11 protein-coding genes are annotated in these 16,101 nt (G+C 66.9%); 6 read left to right on the forward strand and 5 right to left on the reverse strand.

Annotated features, from left to right (window positions below):
* Window positions 1-4 precede the first annotated feature (4 nt).
* On the forward strand, window positions 5-2,296 hold the full coding sequence (locus ACW6W5_RS12630; protein ID WP_458233649.1) for a TonB-dependent receptor: 2,292 nt from the start codon (window positions 5-7) through the stop codon (window positions 2,294-2,296).
* A gap of 757 nt (window positions 2,297-3,053) precedes the next feature.
* Here the strand turns inward: ACW6W5_RS12630 and phbB are convergent.
* The 3 genes from phbB to ACW6W5_RS12645 are packed head-to-tail and all read right to left on the reverse strand — an operon-like array spanning window position 3,054 to window position 6,370.
* Window positions 3,054-3,794 (reverse strand): acetoacetyl-CoA reductase, encoded by a 741-nt coding sequence (phbB, locus tag ACW6W5_RS12635; RefSeq protein WP_088432597.1) that lies wholly within the window; start codon window positions 3,792-3,794, stop codon window positions 3,054-3,056.
* A gap of 25 nt (window positions 3,795-3,819) precedes the next feature.
* Window positions 3,820-5,148: a CitMHS family transporter gene (locus ACW6W5_RS12640; protein ID WP_070473693.1), complete on the reverse strand. Its 1,329-nt coding sequence runs from the start codon at window positions 5,146-5,148 to the stop codon at window positions 3,820-3,822.
* A gap of 40 nt (window positions 5,149-5,188) precedes the next feature.
* The gene (locus tag ACW6W5_RS12645) at window positions 5,189-6,370 is read right to left on the reverse strand and encodes an OprO/OprP family phosphate-selective porin (protein WP_152154227.1); all 1,182 of its coding nucleotides are present in this window, start codon (window positions 6,368-6,370) and stop codon (window positions 5,189-5,191) included.
* Window positions 6,371-6,526: 156 nt separating this feature from the next.
* Here ACW6W5_RS12645 and ACW6W5_RS12650 point away from each other — a divergent pair, with 156 nt between their 5' ends.
* The 4 genes from ACW6W5_RS12650 (at window position 6,527) to ACW6W5_RS12665 (ending at window position 10,485) form a co-directional block, all read left to right on the forward strand.
* Window positions 6,527-7,225 (forward strand): response regulator transcription factor, encoded by a 699-nt coding sequence (locus tag ACW6W5_RS12650; protein ID WP_152154229.1) that lies wholly within the window; start codon window positions 6,527-6,529, stop codon window positions 7,223-7,225.
* Window positions 7,215-8,597 (forward strand): sensor histidine kinase, encoded by a 1,383-nt coding sequence (locus tag ACW6W5_RS12655; RefSeq protein WP_193222864.1) that lies wholly within the window; start codon window positions 7,215-7,217, stop codon window positions 8,595-8,597. The genes ACW6W5_RS12650 and ACW6W5_RS12655 overlap by 11 nt, the downstream gene beginning before the upstream one ends.
* Window positions 8,594-9,646 carry an ABC transporter substrate-binding protein gene (locus ACW6W5_RS12660; protein WP_152154233.1) on the forward strand — a complete coding sequence of 351 codons (1,053 nt, stop codon included), beginning with the start codon at window positions 8,594-8,596 and terminating at the stop codon, window positions 9,644-9,646. The genes ACW6W5_RS12655 and ACW6W5_RS12660 overlap by 4 nt, the downstream gene beginning before the upstream one ends.
* Window positions 9,647-9,834: 188 nt before the next feature.
* Window positions 9,835-10,485: a LuxR C-terminal-related transcriptional regulator gene (locus tag ACW6W5_RS12665; protein WP_123730234.1), complete on the forward strand. Its 651-nt coding sequence runs from the start codon at window positions 9,835-9,837 to the stop codon at window positions 10,483-10,485.
* A 10-nt stretch (window positions 10,486-10,495) separates the two neighbouring features.
* Here ACW6W5_RS12665 and ACW6W5_RS12670 read toward each other — a convergent pair whose 3' ends face one another.
* Window positions 10,496-13,147 (reverse strand): hybrid sensor histidine kinase/response regulator, encoded by a 2,652-nt coding sequence (locus ACW6W5_RS12670; RefSeq protein ID WP_152154235.1) that lies wholly within the window; start codon window positions 13,145-13,147, stop codon window positions 10,496-10,498.
* 56 nt (window positions 13,148-13,203) lie between these two features.
* Window positions 13,204-14,370 carry an OprO/OprP family phosphate-selective porin gene (locus ACW6W5_RS12675; RefSeq protein WP_152154237.1) on the reverse strand — a complete coding sequence of 389 codons (1,167 nt, stop codon included), beginning with the start codon at window positions 14,368-14,370 and terminating at the stop codon, window positions 13,204-13,206.
* Between the two features lie 261 nt (window positions 14,371-14,631).
* Between ACW6W5_RS12675 and ACW6W5_RS12680 the strand changes: the two genes are divergently transcribed.
* Window positions 14,632-15,981, forward strand: a complete 1,350-nt coding sequence (locus ACW6W5_RS12680) for a dicarboxylate/amino acid:cation symporter (protein WP_121039654.1) — start codon at window positions 14,632-14,634, stop codon at window positions 15,979-15,981.
* Window positions 15,982-16,101: the final 120 nt, after the last annotated feature.

A 16,101-nucleotide genomic window follows, 5' to 3' on the forward strand; every position in this document is an offset into this window, starting at 1 on the left:
GACCATGCTTACCCGACCCCTGACGATCGCGGTGGCGCTCGCGCTGTGCGCTGCCAACGCCGACGCTGCCGATGTAGACGCCACCGCCGCTGCCAACGTCGCGCTCAGCGCGCAGACCCTGGATACCGTTTCAGTGATCGGCCAGGGCGAGACCCGCCAGGTGCAGCGCATCACGGCCGTGGACAAGGAAGTGCTGCCGCCGGGCACCAGCGGCCAGAAGATCCTCGATCGCCTGCCGGGTGTATCCGTGCAGTCCAACGATGCCTTCGGCGCCAACGAAGAATCGCAGACGATCAGCCTGCGCGGCTTCGACAAGAGCCGCCTGGGCTACACGCTGGACGGCATTCCGCTGGGCGACAACAGCTACGGCAACTACAACGGCCTGAGCATCGCCCGTGCGCTGATCGCCGAGAATCTCGCCGGCGCAGAATTGTCGCAGGGCATCGGCTCCCTGGGCGTCGCCTCGACCAGCAACCTCGGCGGCACCATCCAGTACTTCTCGCAGGACCCGTCCACCGAGTTCGGCGGCAAGGCCAGCGTCACCGTCGGCGATGACAACCAGCGCCGCGGCTACCTGCGCGTGGACACCGGCGACATCAACGGCTTCTCGGCCTATGTGTCCGGCGTGCATCAGGATTCGGACATGTGGGCCGAACCGAACCAGAACCAGACCACCCGCCAGTTCAACGCCAAGGCGATCTGGAACGTGGGTGACAACCGCTTCGGTGCCTTCGCTGCCACCTCGCGCGTGAGCCAGGCCAACTACGCCTACCTGTCCAAGAGCATGCTCGCGCGTGGCCTCGGCTGGGACTGGAACATCTATGCGCCGGACTGGGATCGCGCGGTCGCCGCCGCCTACTGCGCACCGGGCACCTACAACGCGCAGAAGTGCGCGTTCACCGGTGGCGTCAACAGCATCGACGACGCGTACTACCAGAGCCGCGCGCTGCGCGACGACAACCTGTACTCGCTGGATGCCGACCTCGCGCTGGGCGACAGCGCCCGCCTGAAGCTGCTTGGCTACCACCACGAGAACCGCGGCCAGGGCCACTGGTGGGCACCGGGCCAGCCCTCCAACCCGGGGACGCCGGAGATGCTCCCGATCTCCATCCGCAGCACCAACTACACCATCAACCGCCAGGGCATCACCGCCGCACTGAGCTGGCAATGGGGCATCCATTCGCTGGAAGCGGGGCTGTGGTACGAGCGCAACGACCACAACGTGGAGCGCAACTTCTACTACATCACCGGCCCGTTCCTGGATGACGGCTACCTCAACCATCCGGACCGCCGCCTGTTCGATCAGGACTTCGACATCCGCACGCGCCAGTTCTACGTGCAGGACCGCATGCGCTTCCTGGACGACCGCCTGACCGTGGATGTGGGCATCAAGAGCCCGAACACGCGCATGACCGCCAACGCCAAGCCGGGCACCGAAGCCAGCTACGCCTCCGGCACCCTGACCGCCAAGGAATCGGTACTGCCGCAGGCCGGCATCGGCTTCAAGCTGAGCCCGAACCAGGAAGTCTTCGCCTCCTACTCGGAGAACATCGCCGCCTTCGTCGGTGGTGGCAGCGGCGGCCCGCTGCAGGTCTCGCCGGAATCCTTCGCGGCCAGCGCCGGGCTGGAACCGGAGAAGTCCAAGACGCTGGAAGCCGGCTTCCGTACCTTCGGCGAAAAGTACCAGGCCTCGATCGCGGCCTATCACGTGACGTTCGACAACCGCCTGCTCTCGCTCAACCCCTGCACCAGCATCGAAGTGGGCACGCGCCCGGAGTGCATCACGCGCTTCATCAACGTGGGCTCGGTGAGAAGCCGCGGCGCGGAACTGACCTTCATCCTCAAGCCGATGGATGGCCTGCAGTGGTACAACGCGCTCTCGTGGAACAAGACCACCTACGAGGACGACTACACCTCGGGCGGTGCGATCGTGCCGGTGGCCGGCAAGATCACGGTGGACACCCCCGAGCGCATGGCCTCCAGTGAGATCAGCTGGAACCGGGATGGCTTCTTCGCGAGTCTGCGCGCGAAGTACACGGGCAAGCGTTATTACACCTACACCAACGACCAGTCGGTGCCGGGCGTGACGACGTTCGATGCGGGGATGGGGTATTCGTTCGGGCCGGGCATGGGGCTGCGCGATATCAAGGTGTCGCTCAATGCGACCAATCTGACGAACAAGCGGTATGCCGGCCAGCTCAGTTCGTTCGCGCCGACGGATCCGACCGGCACGCGCTATGCGATCCACGCGAGCGCGCCGCGTCAGGTGTTCATGACGGTGGCTGCGGAGTTCTGATCTCCGCTTGCTTGGGCAACGGTAGCCACCGACCGTTGGTCGGTGGCTTTGCCTCCCAGATGACTGGGCCAGGCGTGGGGTGTGCGGGTTCGCGGGACGCGCCGTAAACCCATCCATGGGGGCTCGTGAGCCGCATCCATGCGGCACAACGGTCCCGCCAACCCACACACCCCACGCCTCCGACAGTTGGCTGGTGGCCATGGCGAAGCAACGCAACGCCGCAGACGGACAAGACCGAGGCTACTCGAGCTGAGCCACCTCAGCTGGGAAAGCTACGCAGATCAATCGAGCCGAGCGAGCCAAGCGGACCAAGCAGGGCAAGCGGTCCAAGCAGGCCAAGCAAGTCAACGAAGCGAACGAATCCAAGCAAGCCAAGCCAATGCAACGGCGGCACCAAGCGCCGGCTTTTTCGTTGCGCACCAGCTCACTGTCAAAGGGTAGGCACGGGTGGGTTGGCGGGACCGTGTGTTGCCATGGATGGCAACACACGAGCTTACATGGACGTATTTGCAGCGGGTCCCGCCAACCCACCCGTGCCTGCCCAGCGCGACACGGGCCTGCAGTCCGGCTTTTGCCCCACCGTTGCAGTTGCAGTTGCAGTTGCAGTTGCAGTTGCTGTTTCTGTTGCCATTGCCATTGCCATTGCAAGTAGCCCAACGTTCCCGAAATCCCGGAAGAAAAAAAAGCCGCGATGCCAACCAGCATCGCGGCTCACCTCGTGGGGGAGGTCACGCATCACGTGGGATGCGCCAAACCATCAGAACATGTGCAGACCACCATTCACCGCATAATCCGCACCCGTCACATACGCCGCATCATCGGATGCCAACCACGCACACAGACTCGCCACCTCCTCCGGCTTGCCCAGCCGCCGGATCGGCACCGAACCTGCCAGACGATCCAACACATCCGGCGGAAAACTGCTGATCGACTGACTCGCGATATACCCCGGCGAAATCGTATTCACCGTCACACCCCGCGTCGCCACCTCATTGGCCAACGCCCGGCTGAAGCCATGCATCGCCGCCTTCGCCGTCGCGAAGTTCACCTGGCCGATCTGGCCCTTGTGCGCACTCACCGAGCCGATGTTCACGATCCGGCCCCAGCCGCGCGTGCTCATGCCATCGATCACCTGCTTGGTGATGTTGAACAGCGCATGCAGGTTCGAGCCCATCACCGCGTTCCAATCGTCCGGACTCATCTGCCGGAACAGCACATCGCGGCTGCCCCCGGCGTTGTTGACCAGCACATCGATCTCGCCGACCTCGGCCTTCACCTTCGCGAACGCCGCCACGGTCGACGACCAGTCCGCCGCGTTGCCTTCCGATGCGATGAAATCAAAGCCGAGTTCGCGCTGCTCGCGCAGCCAGGCGGCCTTGCGCGGGGAATTGGGTGCGCAGCCGGCCACCACGGTGTGGCCGTTGCGGGCCAGTTTCTGGCAGATGGCAGTGCCGACACTGCCCATGGCGCTGGTGACGTAAGCGATGCGAAGAGTCATGGCGGAACGCTCCTTGGTAGGCGGGTCAAGACGCAAGCGGATACAGGCCGAACAGCAGCCCACCGAACATCAGCAGCATCGAAATGGCGATCGCCCACTTCAGGGTGAACTTCTGGTGGTCGGCGAACTCCACCTTGGCCAGGCCGACCAGCAGGTAGGTCGAGGGCACCAGCGGGCTGAGCAGATGCACCGGCTGGCCGGCCAGCGAGGCGCGCGCCATCTCCACCGGGGTGATGCCGTAGTTGCCGGCCGCTTCGGACAGGATCGGCAGTACGCCGAAGTAGAAGGCGTCGTTGGACATGAAGAAGGTGAACGGCATCGAGGCCAGCGCGGTGATCACCGCCAGGTACGGCCCCCAGCTGTCGGGGATGATCGCCAGGAAGCTGTGCGACATCGCCTCGACCATGCCGGTGTTGTTGAGAATGCCGGTGAAGATGCCCGCCGCGAAGATCAGCGAGACCACCGACAGCACGTTGCCGGCATGGTTGACCACGCGGCGGCGCTGCTCGGCCAGGTTCGGGTAGTTGATCACCAGGGCGATCGCGAAGCCGACCATGAATAGTACCGGCATCGGCAGCACACCCAGGATCAGCGCGGTCATCAGCGCGATGGTCAGGCCCAGGTTGACCCACAGCAGCTTCGGGCGCTTGGTGTCTTCGGCGTCTTCCACCGTCGGCAGCGTGTTGCCATCATCGGAGACGCTGTTGTCCATCCAGCTGCCGCCCTGCGGCAGGGTCACCACGCCCAGGCGGCGGCGCTCCTTCATGCCCAGGTACCAGGCCAGCACCAGCACGCCGGCGCAGGCGATCACCATCGAGGGGATCAGCGGCACGAACACGTCGGCCGGGTCCACGTGCAGCGCGGTGGCGGCGCGGGCGGTCGGGCCGCCCCACGGGGTGAGGTTCATCACGCCGCCGGCGAGGATGGTCACGCAGGTCATGTTCAACGCGTTCATGCCCAGGCGCTGATACAACGGAAGCATCGCCGACACGGTGATCATGTACGTGGTCGAGCCATCGCCGTCGAGCGAGATCAGCATCGCCAGGATGGCGGTGCCGAGCACGATCTTCATCGGGTCGCCCTTGACGAAGCGCAGGATGATCCGCACCAGCGGATCGAACAGGCCCGCATCGATCATCACCCCGAAGTACAGGATGGCGAACATCAACATCACGCCGGTCGGCGCGATCTTCTTGATGCCTTCCAGCATCATGTCGTCGATGCCGGCCGCGAAGCCGCCGATCAGCGCGAACAGGATCGGAATGGTGATGAGGGCGACCAGCGGCGAGAGCCGCTTGCTCATGATCAAGTACATGAATGTAATGACCATGCCAAAGCCGAGGATGCTCAGCATCATCTGCATTCTCCAGAGGAAACGGTGCGGAAAGTGGGCATCAGAAGTCGTACTGCAGGCGGCCGGTCACCGCGCGGGTGCGATCCACGGTGGCGTCGGCCAGGCGGTCGCGGTTGCGGCTTTCGATCAGGTTGAGCATGAAGCGCAGGTTCGGGCGCATGTACCAGTTGCCACCCAGCGTCCACGCCTCGGTCTGGCCGTCGCGCAGGTCGGGCTGGCCGATCAGGTGCTGGTCGCCCCGCATCTGGTCATAACGCAGCGCCAGTTCGAACGCGCCGGCGGTGTGCTGGAAATCCTTGACCCGCCCGAAGCGCCCGGTCTTGCAGTCGTACACGCGCGATTCACCGGTGACGAACCAGCTGAGCATCCCGTAGCCGGCCAGGACCTTGCCGCGCTGGCTGCCGTCATCGAAGGTGGCGCCGCTGAACTCGCCCTGCCAGGACAGCGGGCCACGCACCTGCGCGTACTCCAGCGACCATTTGTTGACATCGGTGTCGCGGCCGGCCGAGAAATCGACCAGGGTCAGGCGGCTGTTGTCGGACAGATGACCAGCCGGGCGCGGGCGGATGCGCAAGGCAGGCACGCCGTCCGTGCCCGGGTTGTCGTAGCGCTCATGCGCCAGCGACAGGCCCAGGTGCAGGACATCACCGGCCGTGGCGCCAGGTGCCCAGGTCGCGCGGCCACCGGCGGCGCGGCCCTTGACCTGCCATGCGTCGATGCTTTCCAGGCTGTACGCGCTGGCAGCCCAGGTCATGTCGCCGCGCGCAGCCTGCCAGGACGCGCCCAGCCGATACAGCGGCGCCAGCGTGGTGCCGGCATTGCCGCGCTCCAAGAAGGAGCCGTAGTTGGAACTGGTGCGGTCATCCAGCGAGAAGAACTGCTTGAACTGGCCCACGGTGAGCTTGCCGGCATCGCCGAAGCTGCGGCTGACGAACACATCCTTGGCCTCGACCCGATCACCGGAGAAATCCGCTTCCAGCTTGTAGTCGACGGCGAAGAACCTGCCGGAGACATCCACCCACGCGCGGCGGATCTCGGTGTCGTCCTTGTTCGGGGTGCCGCGACGGTCGTTGTCGAAGTCGGCGAAATCCAGGTGCAGGCGGCCGCCCAGGGTCGCGGTGACCGGCCGGTCGTCATCGCCGTCGTCGGCGGCCCAGGCGGGCGCGGCCCACAACAGCGTGCAGGCGGCCGGCAGGCACCAGCGCAGTGCGTTCAGTTCCATGGACCCTCCCAGGTACCGGATGTTCGGTGATGACGCGATGGCGCAGCCTAGTGCCGGGATGCTGTCATCCACCTGTCAGCCAGTGCTGCACCGCAGCGAAGCGCACGGCGGGGCTCGCACGCGCTAGCATTCCCGCACCTTTTCCGATCCCGACCGATGCGCATCCTGCTGGTGGAAGACAACCCGGACCTGGCCGACGCGATCGTCCGCCGCATGCGCCGCAGTGGCCATGCCGTGGATTGGCAGAGCGATGGACTGGCCGCGGCGAGCGTGCTGCGTTACCAGACCTTCGATCTGGTCGTGCTCGATATCGGCCTGCCGAAACTGGATGGGCTGCGCGTGCTGGCCGGCATGCGCGAGCGCGGTGACAGCACGCCGGTATTGATGCTCACCGCACGTGATGGCATCGAGGACCGCGTGCAGGCATTGGACGTGGGCGCGGATGATTACCTCGGCAAGCCGTTCGATTTCCGCGAGTTCGAAGCGCGCTGCCGTGTGCTGTTGCGGCGTACCCGTGGGCAGGCCAGCGAGGTGGTGCAGATCGGTGGCTTCCAGTTCGACAACGCCGCGCACCGGGTCAGCCTGGACGGTCAGCCGATCGAGCTGCCGAACCGCGAATACCGGCTGCTGGAGATCCTGATGGGCCGGCTCGGGCAGGTGGTCGGCAAGGACGAGATCGGCAACGGGCTGTTCGGCTTCGATGACGAGGCCGGACCCAACGCCATCGAGCTGTATGTCGGGCGCCTGCGCCGAAAGCTGGCCCAGGCACCCCTGCGCATCGTGACCGTGCGCGGCAGTGGCTATCTGCTTGAGGCGCACGATGCGGCGGCCGAGGGCAGTCCCGATGGTGACTGAGGCCCGCGCGCCATCCTCGATCCGGCGCACGCTGTGGCTGTACCTGGGCGGGTTGATGGCGCTGTTCGCCGTCGCCTTGTTCTTTGGCGCGCGTGACTATGGCCAGCGTGCCGCCAACCGCTCCTACGATCACCTGCTGGTGTCCTCGGCGTTGTCGATCGTTGATTCGGTGGCGCTGGTGGACGCGCAGTGGCAGGTCGATCTGCCGTATGCCGCGCTCGATCTGCTGGCGATGGCACCGGAAGACCGCGTGTTCTACCGCGTCTTCGATGCGCGCAACCAGACCGTGACCGGCTACGACGACCTGCCCGCGCCGCCACGCACGCCGACCGATCGCCCGCAGTTGTTCGACGCCCCCTACAGCGGTGAAACGGTGCGCTTCGTGGTGGTCTCACGACGGGTCTCATCACCCTCCGCGCAGGCGGAGGTGCGTGTGCAGGTGGGGCAGACCCGGCGGGCGCGCGAGGCGCTGGCACAAGATATGGTGACCCGCGCGCTGGTGGCGATCGTGGTGTTGTCGCTGTTGTCGCTGGCCTTGGTCGCGCTGGGGGTGCACCGTGCGCTGCGCCCGCTGGTGAGGGTCGAACGCGAGTTGTCCAGACGCGAACCCTCCGACCTGCGCCCACTGGATGCGACCACACCGCAGGAGATGGACCAGATGGTCGGCGCGCTGAATCACTTCATGGGCCGGCTCTCGAACAGCAATGAAACCCTGCGCGCGTTCATGGCCGAGGCGGCCCATCAGATGCGCACCCCGCTGGCCGCGCTGCGTGCGCAGGCGCAGTTGGCGCTGGACGACGAAGACCCTGAGGACATGCGCCGCAGCCTGGAGGCCATCGAGCGCAATGCCACGCACATGAGCCGGTTGCTCAATCAGTTGCTCAGCGATGCCAGCGTGATCCATCGCGCCAACCTGCAGCGTTTCGCGCTGGTTGACCTGGCCGAGATCGCGCACCAGGCCCTGCACGAGGCGGTGCCACAGGCATTGCCGGCCCCCCGCGTGCAGCTGGCGGTGACCAGCGATCCGGCGTGGGTCAACGGCGATGCACTGCTGCTGCGCGAAGCGATCAAGAACCTGATCGACAATGCGCTCAAATACGGTGGTGACGGCGCGTTGCAGGTGGCCCTGACCACCGAGGAGCGCCACTGCGTGTTGACCATTGCCGACCATGGCCCCGGTATTGCACCCGCCGATGCCGAGCGCGTGTTCGAGCGCTTCGCGCGGGGCGAAGGCGCGGCGGCCGGAGGGGCGGGGCTGGGCTTGGCGATCGTCAAGCGGGTGGTGGACAGCCATGGCGGCTGCATCGATCTGTCCAACCGGGTGGGCGGCGGCCTGATCGCCACCATCCGGCTGCCGAGGAGGCACGCATGAACGTTCTGACCGGTCTGCTGCTGATGGTGGTCGCTGTCACTGCATCCGCCGATCCCGGCGACGTGCAGCGCTTTCCCGCTCAGGGCACGCCGACCGCGCAGCTGCGCATCCACGGTTCCACCGATATCGAGGTGTTTGCGACTGTCATTGCCGATTACCAGCGGCTGCACCCGGGCACCGAGATCATCTATGAGGACGTGATCGCGCAGGAGATGTACGCGCGCTACCTGCGTGACCGCAGCAGCCCGACCGCACCGGACATGCTGATCAGCAGCGGCATGGACCTGCAGACCAAGCTGGTCAACGACGGGCATGCGCTGTCGCATCGCTCGGCACAGACTGATGCGCTGCCCGCGTGGGCGCAGTGGCGGCACGAGGCGTTCGGGATCAGCTACGAGCCGGTCGCGATGGTCTACAACACGCGCATGCTGCCGGCGGCGCGCGTGCCACATACACGCCGCCAACTGCTGGAGCTGTTGCGTGCGCCGGATGCACCGCTGCTGGGCCGCGTGGGCACCTACGACGTGCAGCGCAGCAGCGTCGGGTATCTGCTCGCTACCCAGGATGGTCAGCGCGGCAGCATGGCCGGCGCGCTGCTGGGCGCACTCGGCGACAACCGGGTGCAGCTGGAGGAGCGCACCGGCGTGCTGCTGGACCGGGTCAGCAGCGGACAACTTTCGCTGGTCTACAACGTGCTGGGATCGTATGCGCAGGCCCGCATCGATGCCGGTGCACCGTTGGGCATCATCGAGCCGGAGGACTACACCCTGGTGATGCTGCGTACTGCGGTGATTCCGCGTGGCGGCCAGCACCCCGGGGAAGCCCGCCGGTTCCTGGACTACCTGCTGTCGCCCCGCGGGCAGCAGGTGCTCTCGCGCGAGGCGCGGCTGATGCCGATCCTGCCGGCGGCGGGCCAGCGCCGGGGGGCGTCGCCAGAGCGCAGCTACCGCCCGATCCAGCTCGGCCCGGGCTTGCTGGTGTACCTGGACGGGCTCAAGCGGCGCCAGTTCCTGGACGCGTGGCGCGGCAGCATGCAGCAGGGACGGTGAGGCCGACAACGGCCTCGCCGTCCCTGCTGCCCGCGCATTCCACCTCAACCCCGCGCCGTTGGCGCGCCCCCTTCAACACGAAGGGGGCTTTTCTCCAGACGCTCAACGTGTGTAGGCAGGGTTGGGTTGGCACCTCGGGGATGCTGGGGATGCCTCCGCTGGCCGTTTAACCTCATTACAATCGGCGCATGAGTGACATCACCGTTCTGGTCGCCGACGACCATCCCCTGCTGCGTGCCGCGGTCGTGCATTCGCTTCGCCAGGCGCTGCCACAGGTCACTGTGATCGAAGTGGCCAGCGCCGCCACGCTGGAGAGCGCGCTGGACCAGCATGCGGAGATCGAGCTGGTCCTGCTGGATCTGACCATGCCCGGTGCACGCGGGTTCTCCTCGCTGCTGCATGTACGCGGTGCGCATCCCGACGTGCCGGTGGTCATCGTGTCCTCCAACGATCACCCGCGGGTGATCCGGCGTGCGCAGCAGTTTGGTGCGGCCGGTTTCATTCCCAAGTCTGCCCCGGCCGAGACCCTGGGCCAGGCGGTGGCGGCGGTGCTCGATGGCGGGGTGTGGTTCCCGGCGATGGCGGCCGAACGGTCCGAATCCGATGCGCTGCTGGCCACCCGCCTGGCGCAGCTCACCCCGCAGCAGTTCCGCGTGCTGTTGTGCCTGGCCGATGGCCTGCTCAACAAGCAGATCGCCTACGAGCTGGGCCTGGCCGAGAACACGGTCAAGGTGCACGTCACCGCGATTCTGAAGAAGCTGGAATGCCACAGCCGCACACAGGCGGCGGTGCTGGTGAAGGCCCTGGAGCCGGAAGGGGATGCGGGCGCAGGGGTCTAGCGGCGCGTGCTCAGCTGCGATGCCGTAGCAGCAGCTGTGTCATCAGGGCCCGCAGAGCGGGCGGGCGCACCGGCTTGGACAGGAACCCCCAGCCGTTTTCCGCGGCCTGCGCGCGCAGCGCATCGTCGCGCTCTGCGGTGACCAGGATCACCGGCGGGCGCGCGTGCCACAGGCCGCACAGCTGTTCGTACAGGTCTGGTCCGTGCCACTGGCCCATGCGCACATCCAGCAGCAGCAGCTTGGGCACATTGAACGCCGAGGCGATCTCGAGCGCGGCCTGCGGCCCGTCGGCCAGTTCCACCTCACAGCCCCAGCGCTCCAACAGCGCGCGGGTGGCGGCGCAGACGCGCGGATCATCGTCGATGCTCCAGACCCGGCAGTGGCGCAACGGACTGTCATCGCCGCTATCGACCACCGGGGCGACCGCGGGCGCCGGTGCGGCCACCACGTCCGCTGCCGCCCCCAACGGCAGGCTTATCGAGAACACACTGCCGCGCCCCAGGGTGGAACGCAGCCGGATCGGATGGCCGAGCAGACGGCCGATCCGCTCCACGATCGCCAGACCCAGCCCGGCCCCGCGTTCCTGGTCTACACCGTCATCCAACCGGCGGAATTCTTCGAAGATCTCGCTCTGCAGGCTCTCCGGTATACCGGGTCCCTGGTCGTGCACTTCGATGCGCAGCTGATCGCCATCACGGCGGCAGCCGAGCAACACGCGGCCGCGCGGGGTGTAGCGCAGCGCGTTGGAGAGGAAGTTCTGCAGGATGCGGCGCAGCAGCGCTTCATCGCTCACCACCACGGCACGCGTATCCACCCAGTGCAGCTGCAGGCCGCGGCTGTCGGCGGCCAGCCCGAACTCGCGGGCCAGCGTTTCCAGCAGCGGTGACAGTGCGAAGGGGCGCACATGGGTCTGCAGCGCGCCCGATTCCAGCCGCGAGATGTCCAGCAGGCTGTTGAGGATGGCGTCCTGCGCGGCCAGTGCGGCATCCACGTGCTCGCTGAGCTCGCGGGCGTCACCCTGCAGCTTGCCGCGCAGCACTGAGACGAACATCCGCGCCGCGTTCAACGGTTGCAGCAGGTCGTGCACGGCCGAGGCCACGAAGCGCGATTTGTAGCGGTTGGCGCGCTCGGCTTCCCGGCGCGCTTCATCCAGATCGCGGGTGCGCTCGGCCACGCGATGCTCCAGCGCATCAGCCAGCGAGCGCAGCTCGCGTGCGGTGTTCTTGTAGGCAGTGATGTCGGCATAGCTGGTGACGAAGCCGCCATCGGGGAGCGGGTTGCCGCGGATCTCCAGCACCGTGCCGTCGTCCTTTTCGCTCTCGCGCATGTGCGGGCGGCCGCTGCGCAGATGGTTCAGGCGACGCTCGATGGCTTCATCGATCGGCCCCGGGCCGAGCAGGCCGCGGCGTGCGTTGTAGCGGAATATCTCCTCGATCGGCCGGCCGACCCGGATCAACCCGGTCGGGAAGCGGAACAGCTCCAGATACCGTGCATTCCAGGCGACCAGCTTCTGCTCGTTGTCGATCACCACCACGCCCTGCGGCAGGTGCGCCAGGCTGCGGCTGAGACCGCTGTCGGCCTGTTGCGCTGCCTGCAGCACGCCATCCTGGGCGGTGCGCAGTTCCTGCGCGTGCTGCTTGAGCACACTCTCCAGCTCGCGTCGGCTGCGCTGCCGGTGCGCGGCCAGGCGCCGGCGCTGCTGCACGAACAGGCCCAGGAAACACAGTGCCAGCCAGATGCCGCCGGCGGCCAGCGCAGCACTCCGGCCGACCGCGGCACTGGCGCTGGCGTCATGCAGCAGGTGCAGCTTCCACTGCGGCTCGTTCAGCGCCAGGGTCTGCCACAGCACCGGCCGTGGCAGCGCAGGCTGCTCCACGCGGACCATGCGCCCGCCATCGGCCAGTACTTCCACGGTGCGTGCCTGCAGGGGTTGCAGTGAGCGGTCCGCGTACTGGCGGGTGGCGAGCATCTCGTTGCGTTCCTGCGGGCCGAGCGGGCGCAGCAGCCGGTAGCGCCAGGCATCGCCGTTGGCCAGGAACACCACATCGTGGGCATCGGTGGCCAGCACGATGTCCGGGCTCTGCAGCCACTCCTGTTCGAGCGCGCGCAGTTCGATCTTGATCGCGACCACGCCGAGCACGCTGCCGCCGGCGTCGTAGATCGCCTGGGAGAGGAAGTAGCCCGGCACGGCCGTGGTCATGCCGATGCCGTAGAAGTGCCCGCTGCCGCGCGCCATCGCCTGCTGGTAGTAGGGGCGGTAGCTGTAGTCCTCGCCGACGTTGCTGGTCGGCTGGTCCCAGTTGCTGGCGGCCACGGCAATGCCGTGCCGGTCGATCAGGGTCAGGGTGGAGGCGCGGGTGACATTGTTGGCCTGGGCCAGCTTGAGATTGAGCCGCTGTCGTTCGGCGGCGCTCAAGGGGTGCGAGACCGCCTGGTGCAGGTCCGGGTCGAGCGCCAGCACCTGCGGCAAGGTGCCGAAACGATCAATGCGCTGCTGCAGGGTCTGGGCATACAGCCCGAGCTGGCGGCGGACCTGCAGGCTTTCATCGTCCAGTGCCCGCTGCTGGGCATAGCGCCCGGCCAGCAGCGCGCACAGCGCCGTGCCGCCGAGCATCAGGACGATGAGCAGCAGCCAGGGACGATAGCGGGAGACGCGGTACATGCCGTCAGTCTAGGCAGGGCAGGGCGGACGCGCATCAACGCGTCCGCCGGGCGGGCTCAGAAGTGCATCTGGGCACGCAGCTCGAAGATCTCCGGCTGGCTGCGCACGCCGCGACGGCTGGCGTCGACCTTGACGTAGTTCGCCTGGAACTTGAAGTGCGAGGTCAGGTACCAGTTGGCGCCGATGGTCCAATCGTGCTGGCGGCCGCCGAACACGTCGGCATCGTCCAGATCGATACGGCTGTAGCGCGTTACCAGCTCCACCGCGCCGTAGTCGTGGGCCGGCTTGACGTTGGCCACGGCACCGGCGTTGTACGGGCGCGATTCGCCGGTCAGGATCCAGCTGGCCATCGCGTACTGGCCGTTGCCGGTGTAATCCGGCTTGCCGTCACGGCTGACCGTGGTCTGCAGCGCTTCGCCCTGCAGCGAGAACGGGCCGCGGATCCAGATGCCTTCCAGGCCGGTACGCACGATCTTGTCGGCGGTGATCAGTGCGCCGGAGTCGACCAGACGGATATCGGTCAAGCCGGCTTCGGGGCGCGCGCGCAGGCGGGCACTGGCCGGGTGCGAGACATCGCGGCCATCGCGGTAACCGCGTGGGTTTTCCTGCGAATAAGCCAGGCCCAGGTGCACGACGTCGCCCGCGGCCTTGACCGGGGTCCACACCGCACGCACGGCCTGGGTAGTGCCGGGGTTGTCGCCCTGCAGGTCCTTGCCGCCATAGGCGCCGGCCTGCAGCAGGTACTGCGGGCGCTCCAGCACCCATTCGGCACCGGTGCGGCGGCCTTCGTAGAACGCCTGCACGGGCAGGGCGGTCTCCAGGAAGCTGCCGGCGCGCGAGGAGGTGCCGGCATCCAGGCCGACCGGGGTCTTCATGTAGCCGAAGCGGAAGCGGCCGATGTCGCTGCCGAAGAAGGCCTTGCTTTCCAAGCGCACGAACACGTCGAGCCAGGTGTCGGCCTGGAAGTCGTAATAGACCATGGCGTCGTACACGCCCTTCTTCTTCAGGGTCGCGCCGAATTCCTTGCGGCGCACGGCGTCGGCATCGTCGATGCCACTGCCGCCGGAGAAGTCGTTGAGGTCGTAGGCAATGTTGGCAGTGGCTGCCAGCTCGGTACCGTCACTGAAGGTGGTCTTGGTCGGCCAGTTGTCCCAATCGGCCGCGGTGGCGGCGAGCGGGGCGGTGGTCAGGGCCAGGGCGATGAACAGGGGCGTAGGGCGCATGGGCGGTAGCTGCTAGATAAGGGTGGGGCAGAACAACAACGGCCGCGGACGGCAAATCTGTGGGTCTCTCCCCCTGATCCGCTGCCGGGCCACCCGCCGCCGTGGGGGCGCGGTGCCTGGGCAGTGTAGGCAGTCCGGCCAGCTGAACCGGGGGGCTAGTACCAATAGGTTATCTGCGTTGGCGAGATGCGGGCGTAAAAAGGCCACGCCAGATGCCGCCCAGCGCGGCCGGCATCCTTCGTGACACTGCCGGAGCTTTCCATGCACGTTCCCACCACCGCCCCGCTGGCGGCCAAGCCGCTGCCGTTCTACCGCCAACTGTATTTCCAGGTGGTGGTGGCGATCGTTCTCGGTGCCATCCTCGGCCATTACGAGCCGGCCTTCGCCGAATCGCTCAAGCCGCTGGGCGACGCCTTCATCAAGCTGGTGAAGATGATCATCGCCCCGGTGATCTTCCTGACCATCGTCACCGGTATCGCCGGCATGACCCACCTGCGCACCGTGGGCCGGGTCTTCGCCAAATCGATGGCCTACTTCCTGTTCTTCTCCACGCTGGCCCTGATCGTGGGCATGGTGGTGGCGCACGTGGTGCAGCCGGGCGCGGGGATGAACATCAACCCGGCCGATCTGGACCAGACCGCGGTCAACGGCTATGTGCAGAAGTCGCATGAGCTGACCCTGGTCGGCTTCGCGCTGGACATCATCCCGGCCACCCTGGTCAGCGCCTTCGTCGAAGGCAACATCCTGCAGGTGCTGTTCGTGGCGGTGCTGTTCGGCATCGCGCTGGCCCTGACCGGCGCCAAGGGCCGCCCGGTGCTGACCTTCCTGGAGGCGCTGACCGCCCCGGTGTTCCGCCTGGTCCACATCCTGATGAAGGCCGCCCCGATCGGTGCGTTCGGCGCGATCGCCTTCACCATCGGCAAGTACGGGGTCGGCTCGCTGGTCAACCTGGCCTGGCTGGTCGGCTCGTTCTACCTGACCGCCTTCCTGTTCGTGGCGGTGATCCTGGGCGTGGTGTGCCGCCTGTGCGGATTCTCGGTGTTCAAGCTGGCCCGCTACCTCAAGGCCGAGCTGCTGCTGGTGCTGGGTACCTCCTCCTCGGAATCGGCGCTGCCCTCGCTGATGGAGAAGATGGAAAAGGCCGGCTGCAGCAAGTCCGTGGTGGGCCTGGTGGTCCCGACCGGGTACTCGTTCAACCTGGACGGCACCAACATCTACATGACCCTGGCGGCGCTGTTCATCGCCCAGGCGACCAACACCGAACTGACCCTGGGCCACCAGATCGCCCTGCTGCTGGTGGCGATGCTCAGCTCCAAGGGCGCCGCCGGCGTCACCGGTGCCGGCTTCATCACCTTGGCCGCCACCCTGGCGGTGGTGCCGGAAGTGCCGGTGGCCGGCATGGCGCTGATCCTGGGCGTGGACCGCTTCATGAGCGAATGCCGCTCGCTGACCAACTTCATCGGCAATGCGGTGGCCACCGTGGTGGTCTCGCGCTGGGAAAACGCGCTGGATCGCGACCGCCTGGCGATGGTGCTCGATGGCCGTGAGGCCGAGCTGCCGCCGCTGGTCGTGGCCGACCTGCCGGACACGCTGCCGGCCCCGGCGCATTGAGCCCGATGACCTGATTGTGTGGTGCATGGTCGTGCCGTTCCTGCCGGGGCGTCACGGCCATGTTTTATTTTGAAGGCCCGGTGCGCGGTGCTGGAATATGTGCGGTTGCAGCATGACCGC

It is taken from the genome of Stenotrophomonas sp. IS26 (genome assembly GCF_054188265.1).

Excerpts from the sequence above, each read along its gene's own strand:
- ACW6W5_RS12630 (WP_458233649.1), top strand. The coding sequence starts at position 5 with ATGCTTACCCGACCCCTGACGATCGCGGTGGCGCTCGCGCTGTGCGCT.
- phbB (WP_088432597.1), bottom strand. The coding sequence starts at position 3,794 with ATGACTCTTCGCATCGCTTACGTCACCAGCGCCATGGGCAGTGTCGGC.
- ACW6W5_RS12640 (WP_070473693.1), bottom strand. The coding sequence starts at position 5,148 with ATGCTGAGCATCCTCGGCTTTGGCATGGTCATTACATTCATGTACTTG.
- ACW6W5_RS12645 (WP_152154227.1), bottom strand. The coding sequence starts at position 6,370 with ATGGAACTGAACGCACTGCGCTGGTGCCTGCCGGCCGCCTGCACGCTG.
- ACW6W5_RS12650 (WP_152154229.1), top strand. The coding sequence starts at position 6,527 with ATGCGCATCCTGCTGGTGGAAGACAACCCGGACCTGGCCGACGCGATC.
- ACW6W5_RS12655 (WP_193222864.1), top strand. The coding sequence starts at position 7,215 with ATGGTGACTGAGGCCCGCGCGCCATCCTCGATCCGGCGCACGCTGTGG.
- ACW6W5_RS12660 (WP_152154233.1), top strand. The coding sequence starts at position 8,594 with ATGAACGTTCTGACCGGTCTGCTGCTGATGGTGGTCGCTGTCACTGCA.
- ACW6W5_RS12665 (WP_123730234.1), top strand. The coding sequence starts at position 9,835 with ATGAGTGACATCACCGTTCTGGTCGCCGACGACCATCCCCTGCTGCGT.
- ACW6W5_RS12670 (WP_152154235.1), bottom strand. The coding sequence starts at position 13,147 with ATGTACCGCGTCTCCCGCTATCGTCCCTGGCTGCTGCTCATCGTCCTG.
- ACW6W5_RS12675 (WP_152154237.1), bottom strand. The coding sequence starts at position 14,370 with ATGCGCCCTACGCCCCTGTTCATCGCCCTGGCCCTGACCACCGCCCCG.
- ACW6W5_RS12680 (WP_121039654.1), top strand. The coding sequence starts at position 14,632 with ATGCACGTTCCCACCACCGCCCCGCTGGCGGCCAAGCCGCTGCCGTTC.